Origin of the sequence: Neotabrizicola paludis (genome assembly GCF_044142105.1) — a bacterium.
In the GTDB taxonomy this organism is placed as follows: domain Bacteria; phylum Pseudomonadota; class Alphaproteobacteria; order Rhodobacterales; family Rhodobacteraceae; genus Pseudogemmobacter.
The window spans coordinates 184,413-208,941 of sequence record NZ_JBGTYM010000003.1 but is presented as its reverse complement, the minus strand read 5'-3'; the positions used below and the strand labels follow the sequence as shown (position 1 = coordinate 208,941).

Here is a 24,529-nt window from a genome sequence, read left to right as displayed (position 1 = left end):
TTACCTCTGAAAATTCGGTTCAGCGCGCATAGGCCAGACGCCAGAAATCCTGCCAGTCCTGGCGGGACTCCCAGTCTTCCAGCCCGGTAGAGGGATCATAGGCCAGCACCTCGTCCAGATGCGCGGCGATGCCCGAGGGTTCATCGGCAGGCAGCCCGACCGACTTGTTCGACGAAACCTTGCCATCCGCCGCCTGCGGCGCGATGCCTTCGGCGGTCAGGGCATAGTGGACAAAGAGCTTAGCCGCGTTCGGGCTGTCGGTGCCCTTGACGATCAGGCCGACCGTGCCGCTGGAAAAGCCGATGATCGGGTCTACGCCGGAACACAGACCCAGGGTAAAGCCCGCGCCTTCGTTGTCGCGGAACTTGGCGGCTGAAACGAGGCCGATGAAGGGCTCGGTCTGGCCTGGGGCAGCAACCGCCTCGGCGGCGGCGCTATCGCTGTCGGTCAAAAGCGGGCTGTTGGCGGCAAGGGCCGCAACGAAGGCCTCGGTCGCGCTGCCATAGGTGGTCTCCAGCTTCTTGCCGTAATGGGCCTCATAGGCGGCGGCCACCTTGTCATCCGCATGGCTGCGCATCTGATTGAACCAGTCGGTGTAGGACGGTTTGCCCAGCGGGTCCTGCATCGAGACCTTGCCCTTCCAGTCGGCATCGGTCAGCTGCCAGATGTTGGTGATCGGGCATTTGTCGAAAAGGGCGGTGCTATAGGCCAGGATATTCGGGCTGCTAACGATCAGCAGCGGATTCTGCGCCACGGGCGCGATATCGGCGGCCAGATCCGGCGGCACCCAGCTTTCGGCGAAGCCGCCGGGCAGAAGCTGGCCGATGGCGGCGGGCACGTCCGAAATGAAGGACACATCGGTCTGCACATTGCCCGACTGCACCTCGCGGATGACGGTTTCCAACTGCGCGGTGGCTTTGCTCTTGATGCCCTCGGCCTTCAGCCCGTATTTCGCCGAGAACGCGTCGGCCATTTCGGTGATCTTGCCGGTCGAGTCATAGACGGTCAGCGGCGGCTCGGATTTCGCGGCCTCGATCAGCGCATCCAGATTGAAGTCTTCGGCTTGCGCCGCACCCAGCCCGATGAACAGGGCCAGCGCAGAAGTGATGGTCTTTTTCATTCTTGTTCCTCCCTCTTTCCTATGGCCGGACCCGGCATCCCTCCCCGGACGGCGGGCCCGGGTGGTTTCAGCGGTTCAGTTCCGTCATCCAGATGTCCTGCCAGTCCTGCCGGCGCTCCAGATCGGAGTCCGAACTGGCGGTGTCCCAGACCATCAGCTCGCCCAGATGGGCGCCGATGCCCGAGGCTTCTTCAGCCGGCAGGCCGATCCGCGGATCGGCGGGGATCTTGCCATCCACGCTTTGCGCGGCGATGCCCTCTTCGGTCAGCAGGTAATGAATGAACAGCTTGGCGGTATTGGGCGCGGGGGTGCCTTTGGCGATGACGCCCAGCCCGGGGTAAAGCCAACCCGCGAAGGGCTGCATCCCGCTACAGATCGCCAGCTTATAGCCCTTGTCGGCATTGTCGCGAAACTTGGCGGCCGAGAGCATGCCGAAGAAGGGCTTCTCCTGCCCCGGCGCGCCGATGGCATCCGCGACACCGCTGCTGTCGGCGACAAGGGGGCCATTGGCGGCAAAGGCGCGGACCCAGGCGTCGGTGGCACTGTCGCCCTCAAAAGGTTTGCCGTAATGCGCCTCATAGGCGGCGGCCATCGCATCGTCGTGATGCTCGGCCAGCTGGTTGAACCAGTCCGCATACATCGGCTTTTCCAGCGGATCCATGATCGCGACCAGCCGCGCAAAGTCCGGATCGACCAGCTGCCAGACATTCGTCACCGGGCATGTGTCTTGCGCTTCGGAATTGTAGGCCCAGACATGCGGATCGCTGACCACGACAAGCGGATCGCGGGCGCTTTCGGCCAGATGCTGGGCGATATCGCCGGGAACCCAGCTTTCGACCACGCCCTGCGCGACCAGGTCGGTGACAATGACCGCGACATCCGACGCCAGCGAGACCGATCCGGTGATACTGCCTGCCTGATGTTCGCGGATCAGAAGATCGACCTGACCTGCCTCGTTCACCTTCTTGCCGGTGACGTTCAGGCCGTATTTGGCGTTGAAGGCCTCGGCCGTCTCGACGATCTTCCCGGTCACGGCATAGACCGTGGTCGGCGGTTCGCCCTTTGCCGCCTCGACCAGCGCGTCAAGGTCGAAATCCTGGGCCATAGCCGATCCGGCGATAACACCGGCGGCAACCGTCGTCAGTAGTCCCTTCATCCATTCCTCCCGTTTTCTCTTGTGTCCCGCACCACCTGCACGCCCTCCTCGGCGCGCAGAAGGGCGCTGTCGGCCTTGGTCAGCCGGTTTCCTTCCTTGTCAAACACGTGCAGCGCCGTGGGGCGGGCGTGCAGCCAGACCCTTTCCCCCCCGCGCAGGCTCGGGCTGGTGGTCGTGGTCAGAAAGACCACCCGGCCCTCGATGTTCAGCTCGATGATCCAGCTGCCGCCGGTGGGCAGGATGCCCGTCACCTGCGCCTCGTGCGAGAAATGGCCCTTCGGCACGGCGAGTTCGGTCGCGGCGATCTGCAGGGCTTCGGGGCGCAGCCCGACCGAGCCGATCGCAAGCCCTTCGCCCAGCCGTGTCCGAAGCCAGCTCTTCAGACTGCGGTCCAGCGCGTTGTTGCCCGAAACCTCGACGATATTGATCGGCGGGCTGCCGACGAATTCCGCGACGAAGCGGTTGGCGGGACGGTCGTAGATGTCATTCGGCGAGCCGATCTGCTGCAGCGTGCCTTCGTTCATCACCGCGATCTGGGTGGCCAGCGTCATTGCCTCCCATTGGTCATGGGTCACGAAGACGATGGTGGTGCCAAACTCGGCATGGATGCGTTTCAGCTCGGTCCGCATTTCCAGCCGTAACCTTGCGTCAAGGTTTGACAGCGGTTCGTCCAGCAAAAGCACGCTGGGGTTCACGGCAAGCATGCGGGCCAGCGCGACGCGCTGCTGCTGACCGCCGGAAAGCTGGCTGGGATAGCGCTTGCGGTATTTCTCGATATCCAGCGCCTTCATGACCTTGGCGACCCGGTCTTCACGCTCAGCCTTCGCGACCTTGCGCAGGCGCAAGCCAAAATCGACATTCCGCTCGATCGTCAGGTGCGGCCAGAGCGCATAGGACTGAAACACCAGCCCCATCCCGCGTTTCTCTGGCCCCACGAACTGGCCGCTGGCCGGGCAGTCGATGACCTGATCGCCCACCTCGATCCGGCCTCCGGTGAGGTTCTCGAGTCCCGCGATCATGCGAAGGGTGGTGGTCTTGCCACAGCCCGACGGGCCGAGAAGGCACATGAACTCGCCATTGCCGATCTTCAGGTCCAGGTCGCGGACGGCATTCGGGCCAGCGCCATAGGATTTCTGGACATTGCTCAGGGTGATGTCGGGCATCAGGTTCCAAGTCCTTCGGCAAGATTGGTGCGGGTCAGGCGCTGCGCCATAACGGTGCCGCCATAGGCTAGGCCCGCGATGATCAGCACCACGGCGTTGGCCGCCTGGGTGTAGTTGTAATCGACCAGCCGCAGCGAGAAAGTCGTCAGCACATCGGTCGCGGGCACGGCGAGGATGACGAAGAGCGACAGGCCCTTGATGCCCGAGATGAACGGGAGAAGGATGCCGGTCACCAGCGATCCCTTCTGGATCGGGATCACCACCCAGACCATCCGCCGCAGCCAGCCCGCGCCCACGACTTGCGCGGCCTCCTCAGGGTCCTTGCCCAGCTGCATCATCGCCGAAATCCCGGCGCGCGAGGCATAGGGCATCTGATCGGCCATCAGGGCCAGGATCAGGATGGCGGTGGTCCCATAAAGGGCGGGCACCGGGCCGCGCGCCACCGCAAAGAGCGACAGATAGGCCGCGGCAAAGGCGATGCCAGGCACCAGATAGGGCATAAAGGTGACTTGCCGCAGGAACACCGCCAGCGGGCGCCAGGGGGTGCGGACCACGACATAGCCGGTCAGGATGCCCAGCAGGCCCGATCCGATCGAGGCGGTGCCGACGATGGTGATCGTGTTCACCGCAGCCTGCCACAGATCGGGGCTGAGCAGGATGCCGGTGCGCATGGCGACGGTGGGCAGGTCGGTGCCGATCCAGTAATCCAGCGTGAAGTTCGACCAGGAGAAGTTGCCGGGCTGGCGCATCACGGTGGACAGCGCCAGGGTCAGCAGCGGCAGGCAGACCGAGACGACAAAGACCGCCATGGCGAAGCCGCTGGCCGGCCAGCGCCAGGATTTCAGCCGCGACTGGCGGTTCATCGACCCTTTGGAACCCACGGTTACGAAGCGCCGCGCCTCCCGCGCCAGATAGGCATCGACCAGGATCGCGATCATCCCGATCAGCATGATGGCGCCTGCCAGCACCCCCGCCACCCCGGTCTGGCGCGAGCTGATCGAGCGGTAGAGCGAGGTCGCCAGCACGTCGAAATTCACCGGCAGGCCAAGCACATAGGGCACGCCGAACTCGCCCAGGCATTTGGCGAAGATCAGCACCACGGCCGACATCAGGGCCGGTCGCATCAAGGGCAGGATCACCTGCCAGGCGACCGCGCGGCCCGAGGCACCCAGGATGCGCGCGGAATCCTCCAGCTGGCTGTCGAACCGCTTCAGGGCCGATCCGAACAGCAGGATCACGAAGGGCGTGTAATGCAGCGCCAGGATGACGGTGATCGGAAACTGCCCATAGGCCAGCCAGTCGGGCGGGCTGAATCCCATGCTCTCCAGCCAGCCGGGCTGACCGCCGATGGTGCGGTTCTTGAACAGCGTGGTCCAGGCCAGCGCAAAGGTCCAGGCGGGCAGCATGTAGGGCACGATCAGCGCGGTGGCGAACCAGCGGCGGCCGAACATGTCGGTCCGCGCGATCAGCCAAGCCAGGAAGCCGCCGACAACCAGCGAGATGACGATGGCGCCGAAACCGACCTTCAACGTGTTCAACAGGGGTACCCAGAACAGGTTCTGCGCGACGGGCGAGGTGAAGGCGCGGCCCAGATAGTAGAGCGTCAGCCCGCCTTCGTCGGTCTTAGTACGGCGTTCGTCGCCGAACTGCACCGTGATCGCATCGGCCAGGATCGAAATGATCGGGACGAGGATCAGATACAGGAACAGCGCCGCCATCAGCACCCCGATCAGCGTCGTCGGCTCGCGCAGCGCCAGACGCAGCCGATAGCGCAGGCTGCTGCCGCCGAGCATGCGATCTGGATCAGCGGATTGCATGGCAAACCGAAGTTCCCGCCGAGACGGCGGGAAAAGAGCGACCGGACAAGTTGATACTCCCCATGAACCTGCGACAGGACGGGCCCGCCGGATGCACCCCTCCCGGCGCATCGGTCTTTGCTGAGTCTGAAGATTCCCGCTGCCCGCCTCGTTGTCAATGACTTTTTGCACGGCTGTGCATTGATCTTTTGCCCTTGCAAAACGAACATGTCCAGCCAGGCGCCTCGCTGCCTTTGGCAGGTCTCGCACGACATTGTGCAAGCGCAGCAATCGAAAGCTTCCATTCTTTGACGGGATTGCCTGCCCGCGCCCTCACGCCAGCCGTCATTCTTCCTTGACAGGCCTGTAAATCGTGCAACAGGATATGCACAGCAGTGCATTTCTGCGCGGGTCTGCAAGAACCCTTGGGAGGAGGAAACATGAAACGACAACGCGCGCTGGCGCTTGCGACATTGGCATGCGCACTTCCGACTGTGGCGTCCGCCGATGAGCTGAACTTGATCTGTGCCGCAGATGTGGTGATCTGCGAACGCCTGACCGAGGAATTCGGCAAAGCCTATCCCGATATCAGCACCAATATGGTGCGCATGTCCTCGGGCGAAGCCTATGCCAAGATCCGCGCCGAAGCCCGCAATCCGCAGACCGATGTCTGGTGGGGCGGAACCGGCGATCCGCATCTGCAGGCGGCGGCGGATGAGCTGACGACGCCCTACGATTCGCCGATGAAAGCGGAATTGCAGGACTGGGCCCTGTCGCAGGCAAAGGCCTCGGGCGACCGGTCCATCGGGGTCTATAGCGGCGTTCTGGGCTGGGGATACAATACCGAAATCTTCGCCGCCAAGGGGCTGAAAGAGCCGACCTGCTGGGCCGATCTTCTGGACCCGTCGCTCAAGGGCGAAATCCAGATCGCCGACCCCAATTCCTCGGGCACAGCTTACACGACACTTGCCACGCTGGTGCAGCTGATGGGCGAGGACGAGGCCTTCACCTATCTGAAGGCGCTGAACGAAAATGTGGCGCAATACACCAAATCCGGCTCGGCCCCGGTCAAGGCGGCGGCACGGGGCGAGACAGGTCTGGGCATCGTGTTCATGCATGACGCGGTCACCCAGTCCGTCGAAGGCTTCCCGATCAAGGTCGTGGCGCCTTGCGAGGGCACGGGCTACGAGATCGGATCGATGTCGCTGATCGAGGGCGCGCCGAACCCGGACCAGGCGAAGATCTTCTACGATTGGGTGCTGCGCGCCGATGTGCAAAGCCTGATGCCCGAGGCCGGTTCTTATCAGATCCCGTCGAACAAGGCGGCGAAAGCCTCGGAACATGCCATCGACCCCTCGACGGTAAAGCTGATCGACTACGATTTCGCCAAATACGGCTCTTCCGAGACGCGTCAGCACCTGCTGTCGCGCTGGGATGCCGAAATCGGCGGCCGGGCGGCCGAATGACAAGACCGGTCGGGGCAGCCCCCCGACCGGCTTCCCGGATGATCGGAACTGCCGATGCGCGTTGAAGACCGCCGCCTCGACCGCCTCTTGATCGGAATCATCCTCGCGCTGGCGATCCTGCCCTGGTTTCGCGTGCGCGCGGGGTTCTTCTCATTCGCCTGGGTGACCGAGGTCTTCGGCAAGGATGACCTCTGGCCCGGCCTTGCGCAGGCCGTGGCGGGGCAGGTCCAGCTTTGGCCGGTGATCCTCCTGGTCGGGGCGGCGGTGGCCCTGCGCCTGACCATGCCCCCCGGCCCGAGACGTGGCGGGCGAATGATCTGGCTGGGGGCCCTGGGCCTGGCCTGGCTTGCGATCGAGGGTCTGTCGCTCGGCGCGCGGGGCTGGAACTGGTCGCTTCTTGAGGCGCTGATGGGCGAGGCAGAGGGACAGCCGCCCTTTGGCGCGGGGGCGATTTGCACGGGCATCACCTTCACTTGCCTGATCTCGCTGGGTCAGGCCGAGCGCGGCGCCCTGAAAGGCGACGCTTTCGTGCTGACCGCCATCGCGATCCTGATCCTGCTGGTCGCCGTCTTTGTCTTCTATCCAATCCTGTCGATCTTCACCGGCGCCTTCCAGGATTTCGATGGCTCCTTCACCGCGACTGGCGTGGCCAAGAACATCATCGATCCGAAGATCTGGAGCCTTTCCTGCCTCGTCGGCGGCAGTTGCGGCGTCGCCTGGCGCACCTTCTTCCTGGCGATCTGCACCGCCAGCGGCTCGACGCTGCTGGGCCTCGCCTTCGCGCTGGTCGCCACCCGCACCGGGTTTCGCTTCCGCAAGGGGCTGCGGCTGCTGACGGTACTGCCGATCATCACGCCACCTTTCGTGGTGGGCCTTGCCCTGACCATGCTTCTGGGCCGCAACGGCACCATCACCCACGTCATCCAGGACCTGACCGGCTACGAACTCGGGCGCTGGCTCTATGGCCTGACGGGGATCTGGCTGGCACAGGTTCTCAGCTTCACCCCGATCGCCTTCCTTGTCCTGATCGGCGTGGTCGATGGCGTCAGCCCAGCGATGGAGGAGGCGTCCCAGACCCTGCGCGCCGGGCGCTGGCGCACCTTCCGCTACGTCTCGCTGCCGCTGATGGCCCCCGGCCTCGCCAATGCCTTCCTGATCGGCTTCATCGAAAGCATGGCGGATTTCGGCAATCCCTTGGTCCTCGGCGGATCGGGCGGCGTCCTGTCGACCGAGATATTCTTTTCCGTCGTAGGCGCCCAGAACGATCCGTCGCGGGCGGCGGTACTGGCGGCGGTGCTCTTGTTCTTCACCCTCTCGGCCTTCCTCGCCCAGCGGCTCTGGCTTTCGGGCCGCAACTTCGCGACCCTCGGCGGAAAGGGGGCGGCAGGCACCCATGCAAGTCTGCCCCGCCGCGTCGCCTGGCCGGTGATCGCCCTTGTCACCTTCTGGGCGCTGTTCACCCTGACGATCTACGCGATGATCCTGTTCGGCGGCTTCGTGAAGACCTGGGGCCTCGACCATTCGCTGACGGTCGAACATTACGTCCGCGCCTTTGGTGTCAGCCTTGAAGACGGCTTCCGGTGGACCGGCGTGGCCTGGAACAGCTTCTGGACCACCATGATGATCGCCCTGATCGCGGCCCCCCTGACTGCCGCCGTGGGCCTGCTGACCGGCTGGCTGATCGCCCGGCAGAAATTCCCGGGCAAATCCGTGTTCGAGTTCATGCTGATGATGAGCTTCGCCATCCCCGGCACGGTCATTGGCATCAGCTACATCATGGCCTTCAATCTGCCGCCGATCCAGATGACCGGGACGGCACTGATCCTGATCGCCTGCTTCGTCTTCCGCAACATGCCGGTCGGCGTGCGCGGCGGCGTCGCGGCCATGGCGCAGCTTGACCCCAGCCTGGACGAGGCTTCGCTGACCCTTGGCGCCAATTCCGGCCGCACCCTGCGCCGGGTGATCCTGCCGCTTCTGCGCCCGGCCATCACGGCGGCGCTGGTCTACAGCTTCGTGCGCGCCATCACCTCGATCTCGGCCGTCGTCTTCCTTGTCTCGGCCAAATACAACATGGCGACGGCCTATATCGTCGGCCTGGTCGAGAACGGGCAATATGGCGTGGCCATCGCCTATTCCTCGGTCCTGATCGTGGTCATGATCACGGTGATCGGGGCCTTCCAGCTGCTGGTCGGCGACCGCAAGATCCGCCGCCCCGGCACACCCCAGAAAAGTGAGGTGCCCGCATGACCGGAACCCGTCGGGGAGAGGTGGAGTTTCGCGCAATCCGCAAGGACTATGGCTCTTTCACCGCGATTCCACAGCTTGACCTGCGGATCGAACCGGGTCAGCTGGTCACCCTGCTGGGTCCGTCGGGCTGCGGCAAGACCACGACCCTGCGCATGCTGGCGGGGCTTGAGACACCAACGCAGGGCAGCATCCTGATCGGCGGTCAGGACGTTACGCGCCAGCCGGCGAACCAGCGTGACGTGACCATGGTGTTCCAAAGCTACGCATTGTTTCCGCATATGACGGTGATGCAGAACGTCGCCTATGGGCTGGAATCCGGCGGCATGCGCAAGGATGAGGCGAAGGAGGCCGCAAACAAAGGTCTCGACCTGGTCGGTCTCAGCGGCTTCGCCGGGCGCCTGCCGTCCGAGCTTTCGGGCGGCCAGCAGCAGCGTGTCGCCGTGGCGCGCGCTTTGGTGCTGGAGCCGCAGGTTCTCCTCCTCGACGAGCCGCTGTCCAACCTCGACGCCCGTCTGCGCCGCCGCGTGCGGACCGAAATCCGCGAATTGCAGCAAAGGCTGGGCTTCACCGCCGTCTATGTGACCCATGACCAGGACGAGGCGCTGGCGGTCTCGGACCGGATCATCGTGATGAAGGATGGCCGGATCGCGCAGGACGGCACGCCGGCAGAGCTTTACGAACGCCCGGCCTCCGAGTTCATCGCGGATTTCATCGGCGAGGCCAATGTTCTGCCCTGTACAGTCCTGTCCGTGACCGGAGCTGAGGCGCGGGTCGGCCTGGGTGGGATCGAATTCACCCTGCCCGCCCATGGTGCCAGTCCCGGCCCGGCCAAGCTCGCCCTGCGCCCGAGCGCGCTGAAACTGGGCGCAGCAGCGGGAATCCCGGCCATGGTTCTCAGCGCGGCCTATCTGGGCGATCACGTGGAATATGATCTGGAGACCGGCATCGGCCGGCTGTTCCTTGTCGACGAAGCCACCGACCGAAGCCTCGCCAAGGGATCAGAAACCTTTCTCGCCTATGGCGGCAGAGGGGCCGCATTGATCGTCTGAACCTCTGCGCTGTCTCCTTGGCAGTGGCCTCTGCGGTTTCGCAACCCGCTCTGACCGGCAAGGTTTTGTCGCATAGTTTTGTGTTGACGGACGAAGGGGAGCCGATCCCTTTCTGTTGGTCGGCCAGCGCTGTGAACTGGGCGAACGGGCAGTGTCCAGGCGTGAGCTGACCATTACTTATCATGTTGGCCACCTCGATGCCCCCAACATAGCTGATGCGGAGGCGAAGGAGTTGAACCCCAGCATCGGTCGGATCCGCTTCTTGATCGTATGGTGATCCTGCTCGACCATGTTGTTCAGGAATTTGATCCGAACCCTCTCGATCGGGATCGGGCAACCGAAGGCCCTGAGCATCCGGTTGATCGCGTTGAAAGCGGCAGTGTTCGCGCCACTACGGTCGATGACGATCTTGCGGAGCAGGCCGCTTACCTTCAGCGCCCGGGCAAATAACCTGGTTGCAGCCTCCTAGTTGCGCCACTTTGACAGCATGACGTCCAGGGTTTTGCCGAACTTGCCTACCGCTCTGTAAAGGTAAACCCATTCGCCCATCACCCGGATATAGGTTTCGTCCCTCCGCCAGGATCGATCTGTCAGCACAGTCCTGCGCCGTGCATTGGCAACAATCTGGCAGGAATACTTGGCGACCCAGCGATTGAGCGTCGGAGATCGACATGCACATCTCGCTCCGGCAGGGTCTCTTACAGATCCCCGAAGGACACAGTGTACCGGAGTGAGAAGACCGCCGCGAACAGGGTCTCGTCCTCAGGAAATTGCGCAGCGTCGAACGAAATCGTCAGTCTCCTCTGAATGGCACCGTGGAAAGCAGGAACCATCGATCCTCAAGAACAGTCACGTCAAGAACCAAGGCTTGCCACAGCAGCCAGGCGCGCCCTTATCGCGCCATGTCAGCCGAGAATGCTTCGACCGAGCCGGTGAAGATTTCTTCCTGCCCGTCGCTAACTCTTATGACCGTGCCCTGGGACGCCTCAATGGACTCCCATCTTTCTCTTGGAAGGTTCGTCAGCAGGCCGCGGAGGATGATCAGCACGACCTTATGCGCGACGATGACAGAAGGTCCCCTGACATCTTCAAGAAAAGCACGCAGACGCTGTTCCAGGGCTTCCAGCCCCTCGCCCCCAGGCGCGCTGCGATACAGATCGAAATCCGTCACACAGGCCCTGACCAATTCAGGATCACGCAGCGCGCGCTCTTCGGGCGAAAGGGCTTCCCACGCTCCGCAATCAAGCTCTCGCAGCCGCGGCTCCAGGATTGGGAGGGTACCATCCAGCGCGATCGCGGCAGTCTGGCGAGCGCGCGGCAGCGGACTGGAATAATAGGACAAGCGCCCGGCGTGCTGAAGCGCCCGCTTCAGGATTGCGGCCTGCTGCCTTGCCTGCGACAGGCCGCGATCCGTAAGAGGCGAATTCAGGCTGCCCTGAATCCGTCCTTCACGGTTCCACTCCGTCTCACCATGCCGCAGCAGATACAGGACATGTGGACAATGGACGCAGTCCGACATCTCCCTCACAGGACCACCGCATTCTCAGTATTCGTCACCAGATAAACTGTCGCGCCCGGATCGAACCAATCCCTGCCCGAGCGATGACTTTGATCCACCACGATCTCGCTTCCGCCGGAGGTGACGAGATAGCGGATCTGCCCACCCAGGAACTCCCGGTGTACCACCGTTCCGGCAAGCGCATCACGGCCCGCCTCGCGCTGGATTGTGATGTTCTGGGGACGCAACACGATGTTCTTCCCCGCTGCGCCGACCCCATCGGGAAGCGACAGGCTGTCCCCGGTCTTGGTGCGGAACCGCGCGCGGCCGCCTTCGGCCTCGACCGTCCCCTCCAGGATATTGGCCGTCCCGAGGAACCGCGCGACGAACAGATTGGCCGGCCGGTCATACAGATCCTGCGGCGACCCGATCTGCTGGATCACCCCGCCGTCAAGCACCGCCATCCGGTCCGACGTGGTGTTTGCCTCCTCCTGGTCATGCGTCACGAAAATCGTCGTCAGACCCAGCTTGCGTTGCAGGGTCAGCAACTCGCGCCGCATCTGCACCCGCAGGCTGGCGTCAAGGTTCGAGAGCGGCTCGTCCAGAAGCAGAACCTGCGGCTCGATCACCACGGTCCGCGCCAGCGCGACGCGTTGCTGCTGGCCGCCCGAGAGCTGGTTCGGCATCCGGTCGGCCAGATGTTTCAGCCCCACCAGATCCAGCGCCTCGTCGACACGGCGCGCGATGTCGGCCCCCGGCACCTTGCGCTCGCGCAGGCCGAAGGCAACATTCTCGCGCACCGACATATGCGGCCAAAGGGCGTAGGACTGGAACACCATCCCCACGTTCCGTTTCCAGGGCGGCAGGTCGACCACATCCTTGCCGCCGATGCGGATCGCGCCTTGCGGGCGGGGGCCGAACCCGGCGATCGACCGCAGCAGGGTTGACTTGCCGGACCCGGATGGCCCGAGGAAGGCGAAGAACTCGCCGGGTTTGATCGTCAGGTTTACGCCAGTCAGCACCTTGGTCTGCCCGAAGGCGAGGTGCAGGTCATCAATCTCGATGCCAAGCATTTCGGTTTTCATGGGTTGCTCCCTTTCGGCACTCAGTGCCCGGTGCCGGATGTTTTCAGTTTCTTGTCGCGCTCGATGATCAACTGAGACAGGTACATCCCCAGCCCGACGATGATGACCGCGATGATGCCAAGCGCAGCCCCCGCCCCGCGCCCCGAAGGCGTCTGCATGAAGAGGTAGATGCCATAGGCCAGCGGGCTGTCCTTCGAGGAGGAAACCAGCATGATCGTCGCCGACAGTTCCACCGCCGCCGTGGCAAAGCTGGTGACGAACCCGGCCAGGATGCCCCCGGTCATCAAGGGCACGACAACGCGGCGGATGGTGCGCGACTTGGTGGCGCCAAGGCTTTCGGCGGCTTCCTCAAGCGCGACGCTGACCTGTTGCAGCGCGGCCATGCAGGCCCGAAGGGCATAGGGCAGCCGCCGGATCATCAGCGCGATGGCGATGATCACCCACCATTGCGCCAGGGGCTTGTCGAGGAAGGGCACCTCGACACTCTGGAAGGTGCGCAGATAGCCGATGCCCAGAACCACGCCTGGCACGGCCAGCGCGGCAGTGGCCATATAATCCAGCCATTTGCGGCCCGCGATGCCGGTGCGCAGCACGATATATGCAATCGCAGTGCCCAGGATCACGTCGCCTAAGGCCGCCAGACCCGCGTAAAGCAGCGTATTGGCGATATATTGCTGCGAGCCTTCCCACATGCGGACATAGTTGGCCCAAGTATAGCCGTCCGGAAGGGGTGCAAAGCTCCAGATCGTGCTGAAGGACAGCAGCAGAAGACCGATATGGGGCGACAGGACCAGAAGCAGGATGAAGATCACCGCGCCATAGGCCAGCACCTTCTCACGGGGCGACAGGTCGCGCTTGGCCAGCCCGCCGCCGCCTTTCTGCACGGTCGCGTAATCCTTGCCACGCATCACCAGGAAGGATGCCCAAAGCGACAGGATCGAGAACGCGACGAGGATGACCGAGATCACATAGCCCATCGGGTCGCTGATCCCGACCGAGGTGATCCGCAGATAGGCCTGCGGCGCCAGCATGTTGTTGGCGTTCAGAAGAAGTGGCGTGCCAAGATCGTCGAAGACCTTGATGAAAACCAGCACCGCGCCGGCGATATAGCCCGGCATGGCCAGCGGAAACACGATGCGGCGGAACATCCTCAGCCCCGAGGATCCCAGGTTCTGCGCCGCCTCTTCCATCGAGCGGTCGATGTTGCGCAAGGACGCCGACAGGTTGATCAGGATGAAGGGAAAATAGTGGATCGACTGGACCAGGATGACGCCGTTCAACCCCTCCATGAAGGGAATGGTAAAGCCGAAAGTGTCGCGCAGAAGCAGGTTGATTGTGCCATTCCTGCCAAAGATCAGCGACATGGCCACCGCACCCACAAAGGGCGGCATGATCAGCGGGATGAAGCCGAGGCTCTGGATCAAGGCCGATCCGCCGAAGTTGAAGCGCGTGGTGATATAGGCCAGCGGCAGGGCGATGATCGTTGCCACCACGACCGACATGGCCGAGACGTAGAAGGAATTGGCAAAGCTTTCCCGGAACAGGCTGGTGCCAAAGAAATCCGCGAAGTTCTGCAAGGTCAGCCCGCCGCTGCGCGGGTCGATGAAGGCGACGTAGATCACCTGAAGAACCGGGAAGATCAGAAACCCCATCAGGAAGATCGCGATGAAAAGCCCGACCAGGGCGGTGCCGCTCAGCCGGGGAAACAGGAAGGACGGCAGGCGATCGGCCAGACCTGTCCCGGCCGCCAGGCGCGGAGTGTCATTGGGCATGGGAATATGTCCGGGATGTAAGGGGGGATGAGTTGACAGGGACGGTTGCCCGCCCCTGCCGGATCGACCTCCGCCCGCCCCGCGACCCACCAGAAGCGGGGCAAAGCGGATGCCAATCACATGGCAGCGGCCTTGTCGGCCAGGTCCTTAGCCTTGCGATAGTTCTCGGTCACCATCGCGTCCCACTGCTGCTCAATCTCTGCCTGACGCGCCTCGACCGCATCACCGGCTTCCTTGCGGACCGCTGTGAAGGCGGCGGTGAAGGCGGGGTCGAGGCTTTGCTCTTCGGTGATCGGCATGGCCTCGATCAGGGCGCGGGCCTCGGCGATCAGGGCTTTGGCCTCGGCATTGCTGCCATCCGGGTGCTTGGCCTCGGCATCATGCACGGCCTTCACGGCGGCTTTCAGATCGTCCAGCCGGTAGGTGATCATCACGTCGAACAGCGACGAGACGACGTAGTAGCGCGCGCCCGACTTGTCGACATCGAAGGTCACCGCCGCGCCGATCGACTTGTCCTCGAACGGGTTCGGCAGGCCCTCTGGCGCATCGGGATAGACCGCCGGGTTGACCGGCAGACGCATGATCGCCGGGTCGAACAGCACCTTCTGGCCCTCGGGCGACAGCAGATATTCGACAAAGGTCACCGCGCCCTTTTCATTCGGCGCATTGGCGATGACGCCCACATTCGCCGGCACCAGCGCGGTCACTGTCGGATAGGCGAATTCGACCGGGAAGCCCGAGGCCTTGGACGAGAAGGCGAAGAAATCGATCACGATGCCAAAGCCGAAGCTGCCGGTGTTCACCCCGTCCGGCACGCCAAAGCTGCGCTCGGTGACCGAGGCGAAGTTTCCACCCATCCATTTCCAGTCGGCCCAACCCTTGTCCCAGCCCTCGCCCTGCAACACGGTTTCCACCGTCAGGTGCGTGGTGCCCGAGCGCGAGGGCGCCGACATGCCCACATGGCCGAAATATTCCGGTTTCTCCAGATCGGCCCATTCCTTGGCGGGCTGCAACCCATTGCCTTCCAGATAGCGGGTGTTCCACATGATCCCGTAGCCCGAGGCCGCGAAACCATAGTAGTGGCCATCGGCATCGTTCATCGGATAGCTGCCGATCACGTCGGGAATGCCGGTGACATTTGGGGCGATCTTGGCCAGCTTGCCATCGCTCTTAAGAACCTCGAACGCATCGGGCGCCGAGGCCCAGAAGATGTCGGCCGTATTGGCGCTGGCGATTTCCTGGATGTATTTCACCCCCGAGGAAGTGCTCTTGTTCAGGATCTCGATGTCATAGTCGGGATGCGCGCCCTCGAAAGCCTTTTCGATCACGGCGGTCATTTCCTCGGGGAACGAGGTGACGACGACGATTTTCTCCGCAGCCCATGCGCCGCCAGCCATCAGGCCAGACGCCGCCGCACTGCTGATCAGCAGTTTTTTCATGGTGTAATTTCCTCCCTCTTGTCCGCATCGCTGCGGATCGGGAAGCAACCTGCCAAGCTGGGAAAATCAAATCAACTATTTGATTTTTCAAGAAAATATATCCAGAAACGGGTCATTTTTGACACGGGCGGCGGGTCAATCCTGACCCTCGGGAACCATCCCGCACGCCCGCAGCCGCAGATAAAGCCGCTTGCGCGGGATGCCCAGGGCCTCGGCCGCCTCGGCCTTGCGGCCGCCGGTCTTTTGCAGGGCGGCGCGCAGCAGGGCTGATTCGAAGTCCTGCATCGCTTCGTCATAGCCCAGATCATCCGCCGCCACCGTGCCCCGCGTCGGCGGCTGCAACGTGACCTTCAACCCGATCACCAGCTTTTCGGCGACATTGCGCAATTCACGCAGGTTGCCCGGCCAGTGATAGCTGCGATAGGGCCGCAGCTCTTGCGCGCTCAGTTCGGGAAAACGGCGGTTGTGGCGCTGCGCCGCCTCGCGCAGGAACTGGGTCAACAGCAGGTAGATGTCGTTCTCCCGGTCGCGCAGCGGTGGCAGTTCCACTTCGGCAAGGCTGAGCGGGTAGTAAAGGTCATCGCTCATCGCGCCGGTGCGGCGCAGGTCACTGATACTGCCATGGGCCGAGGCGATGACACGGAACCGTGTGCCGGGCGTTCGTGCCTCCATCATGGCCAGCAGCCGATGTTGCAGGGGCGGGCTCAGCGCGTTCGCCCGCTCCAGATACAGCGTGCCATCGCGCGCCGCCGCGACCGCGCCAGGGGCGTCTGTGCCCTCGCCCAGCATCAGCGCCGCGAAATTGCTTTCAGTCAGCGCACTTGCGTCCATCGTGATGAATTCCCCGTCAAGGCCGGAAAAGTCATGCAGCGCCCGGGCCGCCAGTTGCTTGCCCGTTCCCGGTTCGCCGTGCAGCAGCACATCCACCTCAAGCGGTGCCACTGCCGCCAGTTCGCGGCGACAATTGCGCATCGCCGTTGAACGGCCCAAGAGCCGCGCCCGCAGATCGGTGCCGCGCGCGATACGTTCTTTCAGCCGCCGGTTCTCCAGCAGCAGCCTTCGGGTTTCCAGCGCGCGGCGGATGACTGCCAGCATGTATTCCGGCGGGGCAGGCTTTTCGATGAAATCAAATGCACCACGCTGGATCGCCTGCACTGCGCTGCGCACATCGCCATGCGCCGTGATCAGCACGAAGGGCACGCCCGGGGCCATGTCGCGGGCTTTGGCCAGCAGGTCCAAGCCCGAAAGCTCGGGCATCCGCATGTCCGACAGGATCATCCCGTCCCATTCCGGGTCCAGCTCTGCCAACATCGCCTTGCCGCGCTGGAAGCCTCGCGCTGGCAGGCCAGCGGCCTCGATCACCTCTACCATTGCGGGCAAGAGGTCGGCATCATCATCGACGATGAAAATCTTAGCTTCAGGTTTCATCTTGCTTCACCATCGGCAACCGCAGCCGCGCCACCACACCCTGGTCGGGCGCGGGCGCGAGCATCAGGTCGCCGCCCATGTCCTTTGCGATGTTATAGGAAATCGACAGGCCAAGCCCCATGCCGCGGCCGGCCTCTTTCGAGGTCACGAACGGGTTCACGGCCTCTTCGGGAGACAGATCGCCCAGGCCCACGCCATTGTCGCGCACGGTCAGGTCGATGAACCTGCCCGCGATCACGGCATCCAGCGCGATCCGCCCGTCGCCGTTGCGTTCGGCGACTGCATCCAGGGCATTGCTGATCAGGTTGATGATCACCTGCTCGATCAGAATCGGATCGCCCATCACCCGCGCTTCGGTCGCGGCGGCGCTGCTGTTGATCACCGCACCCGATTCCTCGATCCGGCCCTGCAACAGCGACAGCGCGCCCGAGATCTGGTCGCCCAGCCGCAGCGGCTCGCGCTTGTTGTCCGAGCGGCGGGCAAAGCGGCGCAGATGCGAGATGATCGCTTCCATCCGGTCGGTCAGATCGGCGATCCGGTCCAGCTGCCGCCGGGCCTCTTGCGCATCCGCGGCCTCGCGCGCGGATTCCAGCAGCACGACGCGATAGCGCAGCGCAGAGAGGGGCTGGTTCAACTCATGGCTGATGCCGGCCGAGAGGTTGCCCAAGGCGGCCATCTTGCCCGCTTGCACCAGGTCGGCCTGGGTCTCTTTCAGCTTGCGGATCGCCTGATCGCGTGCCGCGATGGCCCGGTCGAATTCATCGACCGCGGCGCGCATCCTGCCGATCTCGTCCTTGGCGCCCGTCTGCGGAACGCCCGTCCCGGCGCTGTCGGCGATCCGCAGCATCCGCCCCATTAACTCGCGCAGCGGGGCGACGATCCGCTTGCGCATGACGCCAAAGACGATGGCCAGCCCCACCAGCCCCAGGGCAAGCGTCAGCGCCACCAGCCAGGCCATAGTGCCGCGGGCCTGGTCGACCGTGTCGGCGATGGTGGCCAGAACCCGGCGCTTCTCGCTGACCGCCAGCCCGGCAAGGTGATCCTGCAGCAAGGCCACCCCATCTTGCGCCGACTGGATGACAGCATAGATCCTGGCCTGCCCTGCGACCCAGACCAGACGCCGCTGCACCAGGCCATTGGCCGGATCGGCCAGCTTACGCAGCCGGTCGTAGGACTGGCGCAGGGTCAGGAAATCGGCCCGCTCCGGCAGCGCGTCGATCGACTCTCCCAGTTGCGCCATCATGTCCCAGGTCAGGCCGGAAAGCTGCTCGATCTGGGCCTCGTCCTGTGAGACGGCGATCTGCAGCATCAAGGCCACCGCCGTCCCGGCATCGGTGCCAACCTGGAACACGCGGTCGCGCAGGCGCCGGTCACGATCAACCTGCTCGACCAGCGCAGCGCGAAGGCCGGGATCATCCTGAGCCTTCAGTTCCAGCATCCGGGCACGGATGTTGAAGTCATAGTCGTCCAGCAGCGGCTCGACCTCGTCCTGGATATCGACATTCAGCCAACGCAAGGCCTCGATGTCGCGGGCATTGGTCTGGGCGAGATCGTGGCGGCGGGTGTAAAGCGGCGGCAGCGCAGCCAGATCGCGCTGCAACGCCGCGACCAGATCGGGGATAGGGCTACCGGCAGGCAGGCGCAGAGCGGGATCTTTCAGCGCCGCCGTCAGCCGCGCGGCGACCGCCGCGACTTCGGCCAGCTCGACTGCGCTTTCGCCCTCGCCGCCTATGATGCGGGTCGTCAGCCCCGCAAGCTGTGCCGAATGGCCCGCCAACTCGCCCGTCAGCGCGATCCGGGGCACTTGCGAGGCGGCCAGCCCCGAAAACTGCGTCTGAAACCGGGCGAAGGTCACGCTGGTCAGCGCCAGCGCCAGCCACATCAGCGCCACGGTGCCGCCGATCAGCAGCATCAGCCGCTGCCAGACCCCGCCGCGCGGCAACAGCCTCATGGTCGCGCCCCCCTGATCCGGCGCTCCAGCGCCGTCAGCGCCCGGTCGGCTTCATCCAACTGGCGCAGGGCGGCTGCGGCCCAGTCGGTCCGCACCGCATCCTGTTCCGGCGTCATCGTGATCAGGTCCGAGATCCGGCCGGGGCTGGCGTTCAGCGCCTCCCGTTCCGCCTCCTGCTCCGACACGGGCAGGCTGGTCAAAAGCCGTTCGATCAGGTCAAGATCGGCGGCATCGAACTTGCCTTGCAGCGCCCGTAACCGGACCCACAATTCCCGACGGCGCGGCAGCAGATCCGAGATGAAAATATCGAAAAGCGCGTTGACCGCCCAGTAGCGCCGCTGCGCCAGCCGGGCATCATAGACCTGCCACTGTCGGCGGATCGCATCGCGCATCGGCTCTGGGATTGCGTCTGGTGCCTCTGGGCGCAAGCTGGCGACGACCGGAATCCGCCCGACGCCGGGGTCAAGCAGCAGCCGCTGGCCGGTATCCGACAGCACGAAGCCGATGAAATCGCAGGCCAGACCCGGCTCTAGCCCGCCCGCCAGTCGGCCGATCTGGGCGGGAAAGATCATCACCGGCTTGCCATAGCGAAATTCCAGATCCGGCTCGACCTCGGCCAGAAAGTCGATGGTCAGGCCGATGTCAAAGCGCCCGGACCTGACCCCGTCGATCACCCCGAAACTGCGCGCGGTCAGGGTCGACAGGTTTTCGGTCAGGCGCAGGAAATAGGCCCAGCCGTCCTCCCAGCCCCGCACCTGAAGAAACCGCTCGACCATCATATGCGTCGTGCCCGACTGCGAGGGCAGCGACATACCGATGCGGCCGCGATAGCCCGGGAGCAGCAGATCGTCCCAGTCACCCGGCATGGCGATATGCGCATCCGCCCGCCGCGCCCAGCCGATCGAGGACAAGGCGAAACTGACATGGCCCGAGGCATCCAGTGCCGGGCAATCCTCGGCGACAAAGCCATGATGCTGACCGATGACCGCAAAGGCTTCGGGTGCAGAGGCCCAGAAGATGTCAAAGCCCCGAGCATTGCCGCGGGTGATCTCATCGATGCCGGAATTGGTATTCTTGTTCAGCACAAGAAGATCGGCCTCGGGAAACGCTTGGCGGAAGGCGGCGATGAACGGATCGGTCAGCGCCGGGGGCATCGAGGTCAAGATCCGCAATTGCTGCGCCTGCCCGGCCGACCCGGTCGTCGCCAGCACCGCCAGACCGGTCAGCAACCGGCAAAACAGGCCGAAACGCGATCCTTGCAACCCCTTCCCTCCCTCGCCTCCCATTCCCCTATGAGCGCTCTGTCAGCTTTCGGCAACTGAAAGGCCGGGTCGGCGAAACGCGGGTCAGTTTTGACACGTGGGATCGACAGCCCGCGACAGACGATCCTGCATTCTGGCTGGTCGCAAAGTTCTGCGACCGACCCCGCCCATCGAAAGGCAAGAGGTAAGTCGTTGCGGCCCCGCATGTCCTGATGCCGGGTGGCGATGGAGGGCTCTGGCGCGAAGTTTCATTCTGAACGGCTTTGTTGGGCGCGACCGCTTGCAGAGCAATCGGCCAGCGCCGCGATCCGATTCATGCCGACCAATTCCCTGTGAAACCGCCGGGGCTGCGCAGTCTGGCAATCTGCGGCTTTCGGTCGGAGGCTATGCCGTTCCGCCGCGGTTCCAGCCCCGACCGCGCGTGCCGTAAAGCTCGTAGCCCGTCTCGGTCACGGCCAGGGTATCCTCCAGCTTGATGAAGCCGCGCCGGGGGTGAAGCATTGTGGTTTCGACCGACAGGATCATGCCCTCTTCCAACGGGGCTTCCGCATCGGTGCCAGCGTAGGCGACGGGGTGGTTCGTCATCAGGAAGGGCACTTCATGGGTGATGACGCCCATGCCATGGGCAAAGAAGTCGGTGCAGGCGCGGTTGGGCTGGCGGGAAAGCTCGGCCTCGCCCGCGGCGATCAGGTCGCCGCCCAGGGCGCCAGCGCGCACCTTGGCAAAGGCGGCCTGTTGCACCGTCTCGATTTCCGCCAGAAGGTCCTGCAACTCGGCATCCGGCTCGCCCAGCACGCCCATCCGGCAGATATCGCCGATATAGCCTTTGAGGTTGCCGCCTGAATCGATCGACAGCACCTCGCCCTCGGCCCAGGTCTGGGACGAAGCCGCGCGATTGTGCGACGACCCAAGCGTCAGCAGACAATATTCGAACTGCAGGCCCCGCAGGGTTTCCTCGCGCCGCAGCCGGTCGATGATCTCATGCTTGCTGTCGCCCGCCCGGCTCGCGGCAATGGTCGCCTGCATCGCATCGCTGATCGCCTCGGAGGCCTGCCGGAGCAGGGCGCGTTCGCCCGCGGTCTTGACCGCGCGCAGCCGTTCCAGAATCCCGGTCGCATCGGCAAGCGGCGCGTTGGGATAGGCGTCCTCAAGCAGCCTGGCGCTGTTCATCGGCAGGAAGGACGGTTCCACGCCGATGCGGGGCGAGGCGGGGCCGTGGTCCTTGAGGTGGCGGATCGCCTCGGCGATGCTGTCGGTCGAAGTCCAGGACATCGGCAGGAAATGCGGTGTCCAGAACGGATGATTGGCGTGCTCGCTGTTTTCCATCTTGTTCGCCACGTAGGCGGTCTTGTCCGGCGCGCCACGGATATAGGCGATGACCGGCAGATAGCGGCTGTGGCCGATCGCATCCATCGCCGAGAAGAAGATGAAGCGGTAGCCGCCCAGAAGATATTGCGTATTGTGCTTCGAGGTGACGAGAAGGACGTCGATCCCCGCCTTCTCCATCAGGTCGTCCAGCCTGGCAAAGCTATAGGGCAATGCAGCGGTGAGCGCGGCGTCCATGGCTCAGGCCTTTCTGGCAATCAGGCGGAAATCCGGCAGCGTGCGCAGGGCCTCTTCCGGCCCATGCGGGGCGTAGACGACAAAGATCTTCATCTCGGTCGTGCCGGTGTTCAAGGTGGCATGATAGCGGCCTTCCGGAATGAAGACGCAGGTGCCGGGGCCGACCTGTTCGGTATGGGGGGTGCCGTCTTCGTCTTCGACCATCTGCTCGCCCCAGCCTTCGAGGATGTAGATGATCTCCTCGGCGCCCGGGTGGTTGTGGCGGCTGTGGCCCTGGCCGGGCGGCACGGTGACGACCGCGGCCGAGAATTTCTGCGCGCCGTTCACCTGCGGGCCAAGGACAACGGCGAGGTGGCCCCAGTCGAAGCCGAAGGCATCGACATCAGCGGGGGTGCGGAACAGGGTCTTCACATCGGTCATGGCCTCAGCCTTTCGCAGGAATGGATTTGAAGGCGCGGATCTGGTCGGCAATGGCACGTTCGGCCGGCAGGCGTTCGGCACTGGAGGCGCCGTAGAAACCGTGCATCCGGTCGGCCCGGGCCAGGACATGGGCGGCATCCTCGGGCATCGAGATCGGGCCCCCGTGGCACAGCAGGATGATGTCGGGGCGCACCTTGCGCGCCGCGGCCGAGATGGCGTCGATTTCGCTCACGCATTGGTCCAGCGTCTTGGTAGACGTGGCTCCGATACTGCCGCCGGTGGTGACGCCCATATGGGCAACGATGACATCGGCCCCGGCTCTCGCCATCGCGGTCGCCTCGTCGGCGTTGAAGACGTAGGGCGTGGTCAGAAGGTCCTGCCGGTGCGCTTCGGCGATCATGTCGACCTCCAGCCCAAAGCCCATGCCGGTTTCCTCGAAGCTCTGCCGCATCTGGCCGTCGAACAGACCGATCGTGGGAAAGTTCTGCACGCCGGAAAAGCCCATGGCTTTCAACTCGCCCAGGAACTGCGGCATCAGGATGAAGGGGTCTGTGCCGTTCACGCCCGCAAGGACGGGCGTGTGTTTCACCACCGGCAGCACTTCGACCGCCATCTCCCTGACGATCTCATTGGCGTTGCCATAGGCCAGGAGCCCCGCCGCCGAGCCGCGCCCCGCCATGCGGTAGCGCCCGGAATTGTAGATGATGATCAGGTCGATCCCCCCGGCCTCTTCGGCCTTGGCGGAAAGGCCCGCGCCGGCGCCGCCGCCGATGATCGGCTGACCGGCGGCGATCATCCTGTGGAAACGGTCGAGAATCGTCTTGCGGGGAATTGCGGGCATCAGGGCCTCATCAGGGACAGGAAGGTGTCGGCGGCGGCCTTGGCGAAGGCCGGGTCGTTGATGTGCAGCGGCAGGTGGACCAGCCGCGCAGGGTCGGAAATCGTGCTGGCCAGTGCGTCGAACAGGGCAGCGTCGGCCGCGGGGTCCCGGAACGGGCCACCGTCAATGTCCAGCGCGGAGACCCCCTTTTCGGGAATCAGCAGGCGGATCGGGCCGGGACAGGCATTCAGCTTCTGGCCGATCCAGCGGCCGATCTGCGCATTCTCCTCGGCCGTTGTCCGCATCAGCGTGACATTCGGATTGTGGTGGTAAAACAGCCGGTCGCGGTACCGCTCGGGCACGGTTGGCGGCGCCCAGAAGTTCACCATGTCCAGCGCACCGACCGAACCGACCCAGGGCGTGCCCATGCGGGCGACGACATCCAGCCGGTCGGGCCGCGCCGGCAGGACGCCCCCGAACAGCAGGTCGGCGATCTCGGTCGTGGTGATGTCGATCAGACCCGCAAGGATGCCCTGGTCCAGCAGCTGCTCCATGGCGCGGCCGCCGGTTCCGGTGGCATGAAAGACCAGACAGTCGAATCGGCCGCGCAGGTGGTCGGTGATCGCGGTGACACAGGGCGTGGTGACGCCGAACATCGTCAGACCCAGCGCGGGCAGACCGACGCTGTCGGCGGGTGCCGGCGCGGTGGCGGCGCCGACCAGGGCATGGGCCGCGTTCGACAGGATCAACCGGCTCAGCCGGTTCAGCCCGGCAACATCCGTGACCGATGGCATCATCACGATGTCCGAGGTGCCGACATAGGGCGCCGTGTCGCCGGAGGCGAGGGTGGAGACCATGAATTTCGGCAGCCCATAAGGCAGTTCGCGCATGCCCGCGCAGGCGATCGAGCTGCCGCCGCCCCCGCCGATGGCAAGGATTCCCGAGATCTTTTCGCCATTCGCCCGGCACCAGGCGGCAAAGGCCCGGCCCATGGCAGTGACGGCGGCGCCTCGATCCTGGCCGGCCAGGATTGAGGGCCCGTCCGGGTGGCAGGCGGCAATGGCGGCGGCGGGAATATCGGGGGTGATGCGGGGTGCCCGGGTGCCAAGGTCGATGACCGTGACCCTGTGACCTGCAGCGGCAATCAGATCGCGCAGATAGGCGATCTCCTCCCCCTTGGTATCGCAGGTTCCGGCGAGGTGGATGGTGCGCACCGCAGGCCCTTTCTGCGGCCCCGGCCGCAGCGGCGGACGAAGGCGCTTGATCGAATATTGGACTGTAGTACCATATTGGG

Annotated in this window: 18 protein-coding genes and 1 pseudogene; 3 read left to right on the top strand and 16 right to left on the bottom strand. The window is 64.3% G+C overall.

All coding sequences use genetic code 11. The features are described from left to right. Nucleotides 1-19: 19 nt before the first annotated feature. The 4 genes from ACED67_RS09460 to ACED67_RS09445 all read right to left on the bottom strand — a co-directional run bounded on the left by ACED67_RS09460 (nt 20) and on the right by ACED67_RS09445 (nt 5,232). Nucleotides 20-1,120 carry an ABC transporter substrate-binding protein gene (locus ACED67_RS09460; protein ID WP_395541350.1) on the bottom strand — a complete coding sequence of 367 codons (1,101 nt, stop codon included), beginning with the start codon at nt 1,118-1,120 and terminating at the stop codon, nt 20-22. A gap of 67 nt (nt 1,121-1,187) precedes the next feature. Beyond that, complete coding sequence (locus ACED67_RS09455) at nt 1,188-2,276, bottom strand: ABC transporter substrate-binding protein (protein ID WP_395541349.1); 1,089 nt, start codon at nt 2,274-2,276, stop codon at nt 1,188-1,190. Beyond that, nucleotides 2,273-3,439 carry an ABC transporter ATP-binding protein gene (locus ACED67_RS09450; protein WP_395541348.1) on the bottom strand — a complete coding sequence of 389 codons (1,167 nt, stop codon included), beginning with the start codon at nt 3,437-3,439 and terminating at the stop codon, nt 2,273-2,275. The genes ACED67_RS09455 and ACED67_RS09450 overlap by 4 nt, the downstream gene beginning before the upstream one ends. Next, complete coding sequence (locus tag ACED67_RS09445; protein WP_395541347.1) at nt 3,439-5,232, bottom strand: ABC transporter permease; 1,794 nt, start codon at nt 5,230-5,232, stop codon at nt 3,439-3,441. The genes ACED67_RS09450 and ACED67_RS09445 overlap by 1 nt, the downstream gene beginning before the upstream one ends. Nucleotides 5,233-5,675: 443 nt before the next feature. Between ACED67_RS09445 and ACED67_RS09440 the strand changes: the two genes are divergently transcribed. Genes ACED67_RS09440 through ACED67_RS09430 form a run of 3 tightly spaced genes read left to right on the top strand, consistent with a single transcriptional unit; the run spans nt 5,676 to nt 9,997 of the window. Then, nucleotides 5,676-6,701: an ABC transporter substrate-binding protein gene (locus ACED67_RS09440; protein WP_395541346.1), complete on the top strand. Its 1,026-nt coding sequence runs from the start codon at nt 5,676-5,678 to the stop codon at nt 6,699-6,701. Between the two features lie 54 nt (nt 6,702-6,755). After that, nucleotides 6,756-8,948, top strand: a complete 2,193-nt coding sequence (locus ACED67_RS09435) for an ABC transporter permease (protein ID WP_395541345.1) — start codon at nt 6,756-6,758, stop codon at nt 8,946-8,948. Next, nucleotides 8,945-9,997, top strand: coding sequence for an ABC transporter ATP-binding protein (locus ACED67_RS09430; protein WP_395541344.1), 1,053 nt, complete (start codon nt 8,945-8,947; stop codon nt 9,995-9,997). Before ACED67_RS09435 ends, ACED67_RS09430 begins: the two co-directional genes overlap by 4 nt. 121 nt (nt 9,998-10,118) lie before the next feature. Here ACED67_RS09430 and ACED67_RS09425 read toward each other — a convergent pair. The 12 genes and pseudogenes from ACED67_RS09425 to ACED67_RS09370 form a co-directional block, all read right to left on the bottom strand. Further along, nucleotides 10,119-10,794 (bottom strand): annotated as a pseudogene (locus tag ACED67_RS09425) (IS6 family transposase); the annotation flags it as partial. Nucleotides 10,795-10,889: 95 nt separating this feature from the next. After that, nucleotides 10,890-11,516, bottom strand: a complete 627-nt coding sequence (locus tag ACED67_RS09420) for a histidine phosphatase family protein (protein WP_395541343.1) — start codon at nt 11,514-11,516, stop codon at nt 10,890-10,892. Between the two features lie 5 nt (nt 11,517-11,521). Continuing rightward, a complete protein-coding gene (locus tag ACED67_RS09415) occupies nt 11,522-12,580 on the bottom strand; it encodes an ABC transporter ATP-binding protein (protein ID WP_395541342.1) in 1,059 nt (352 codons plus the stop codon). A 20-nt stretch (nt 12,581-12,600) separates the two neighbouring features. After that, the gene (locus ACED67_RS09410; protein ID WP_395541341.1) at nt 12,601-14,352 is read right to left on the bottom strand and encodes an ABC transporter permease; all 1,752 of its coding nucleotides are present in this window, start codon (nt 14,350-14,352) and stop codon (nt 12,601-12,603) included. A gap of 116 nt (nt 14,353-14,468) precedes the next feature. Next, a complete protein-coding gene (locus tag ACED67_RS09405; protein WP_395541340.1) occupies nt 14,469-15,791 on the bottom strand; it encodes an ABC transporter substrate-binding protein in 1,323 nt (440 codons plus the stop codon). 135 nt (nt 15,792-15,926) lie between these two features. Further along, nucleotides 15,927-17,219, bottom strand: coding sequence for a sigma-54-dependent transcriptional regulator (locus ACED67_RS09400; protein ID WP_395541339.1), 1,293 nt, complete (start codon nt 17,217-17,219; stop codon nt 15,927-15,929). Then, nucleotides 17,209-19,170, bottom strand: coding sequence for a sensor histidine kinase (locus ACED67_RS09395; RefSeq protein ID WP_395541338.1), 1,962 nt, complete (start codon nt 19,168-19,170; stop codon nt 17,209-17,211). The genes ACED67_RS09400 and ACED67_RS09395 overlap by 11 nt, the downstream gene beginning before the upstream one ends. Then, entirely contained in the window at nt 19,167-20,432 is a 1,266-nt protein-coding gene (locus ACED67_RS09390; protein WP_395541337.1) for an ABC transporter substrate-binding protein, read from the bottom strand. Before ACED67_RS09390 ends, ACED67_RS09395 begins: the two co-directional genes overlap by 4 nt. Before the next feature lie 384 nt (nt 20,433-20,816). Continuing rightward, nucleotides 20,817-21,995, bottom strand: a complete 1,179-nt coding sequence (locus tag ACED67_RS09385; RefSeq protein WP_395541336.1) for a M24 family metallopeptidase — start codon at nt 21,993-21,995, stop codon at nt 20,817-20,819. Between the two features lie 3 nt (nt 21,996-21,998). Next, nucleotides 21,999-22,415, bottom strand: a complete 417-nt coding sequence (locus ACED67_RS09380; RefSeq protein WP_395541335.1) for a cupin domain-containing protein — start codon at nt 22,413-22,415, stop codon at nt 21,999-22,001. A 4-nt stretch (nt 22,416-22,419) separates the two neighbouring features. Then, on the bottom strand, nt 22,420-23,256 hold the full coding sequence (locus ACED67_RS09375) for a phosphoenolpyruvate hydrolase family protein (protein ID WP_395541334.1): 837 nt from the start codon (nt 23,254-23,256) through the stop codon (nt 22,420-22,422). After that, the gene (locus ACED67_RS09370; RefSeq protein ID WP_395541333.1) at nt 23,256-24,449 is read right to left on the bottom strand and encodes a Tm-1-like ATP-binding domain-containing protein; all 1,194 of its coding nucleotides are present in this window, start codon (nt 24,447-24,449) and stop codon (nt 23,256-23,258) included. The genes ACED67_RS09375 and ACED67_RS09370 overlap by 1 nt, the downstream gene beginning before the upstream one ends. Nucleotides 24,450-24,529: the final 80 nt, after the last annotated feature.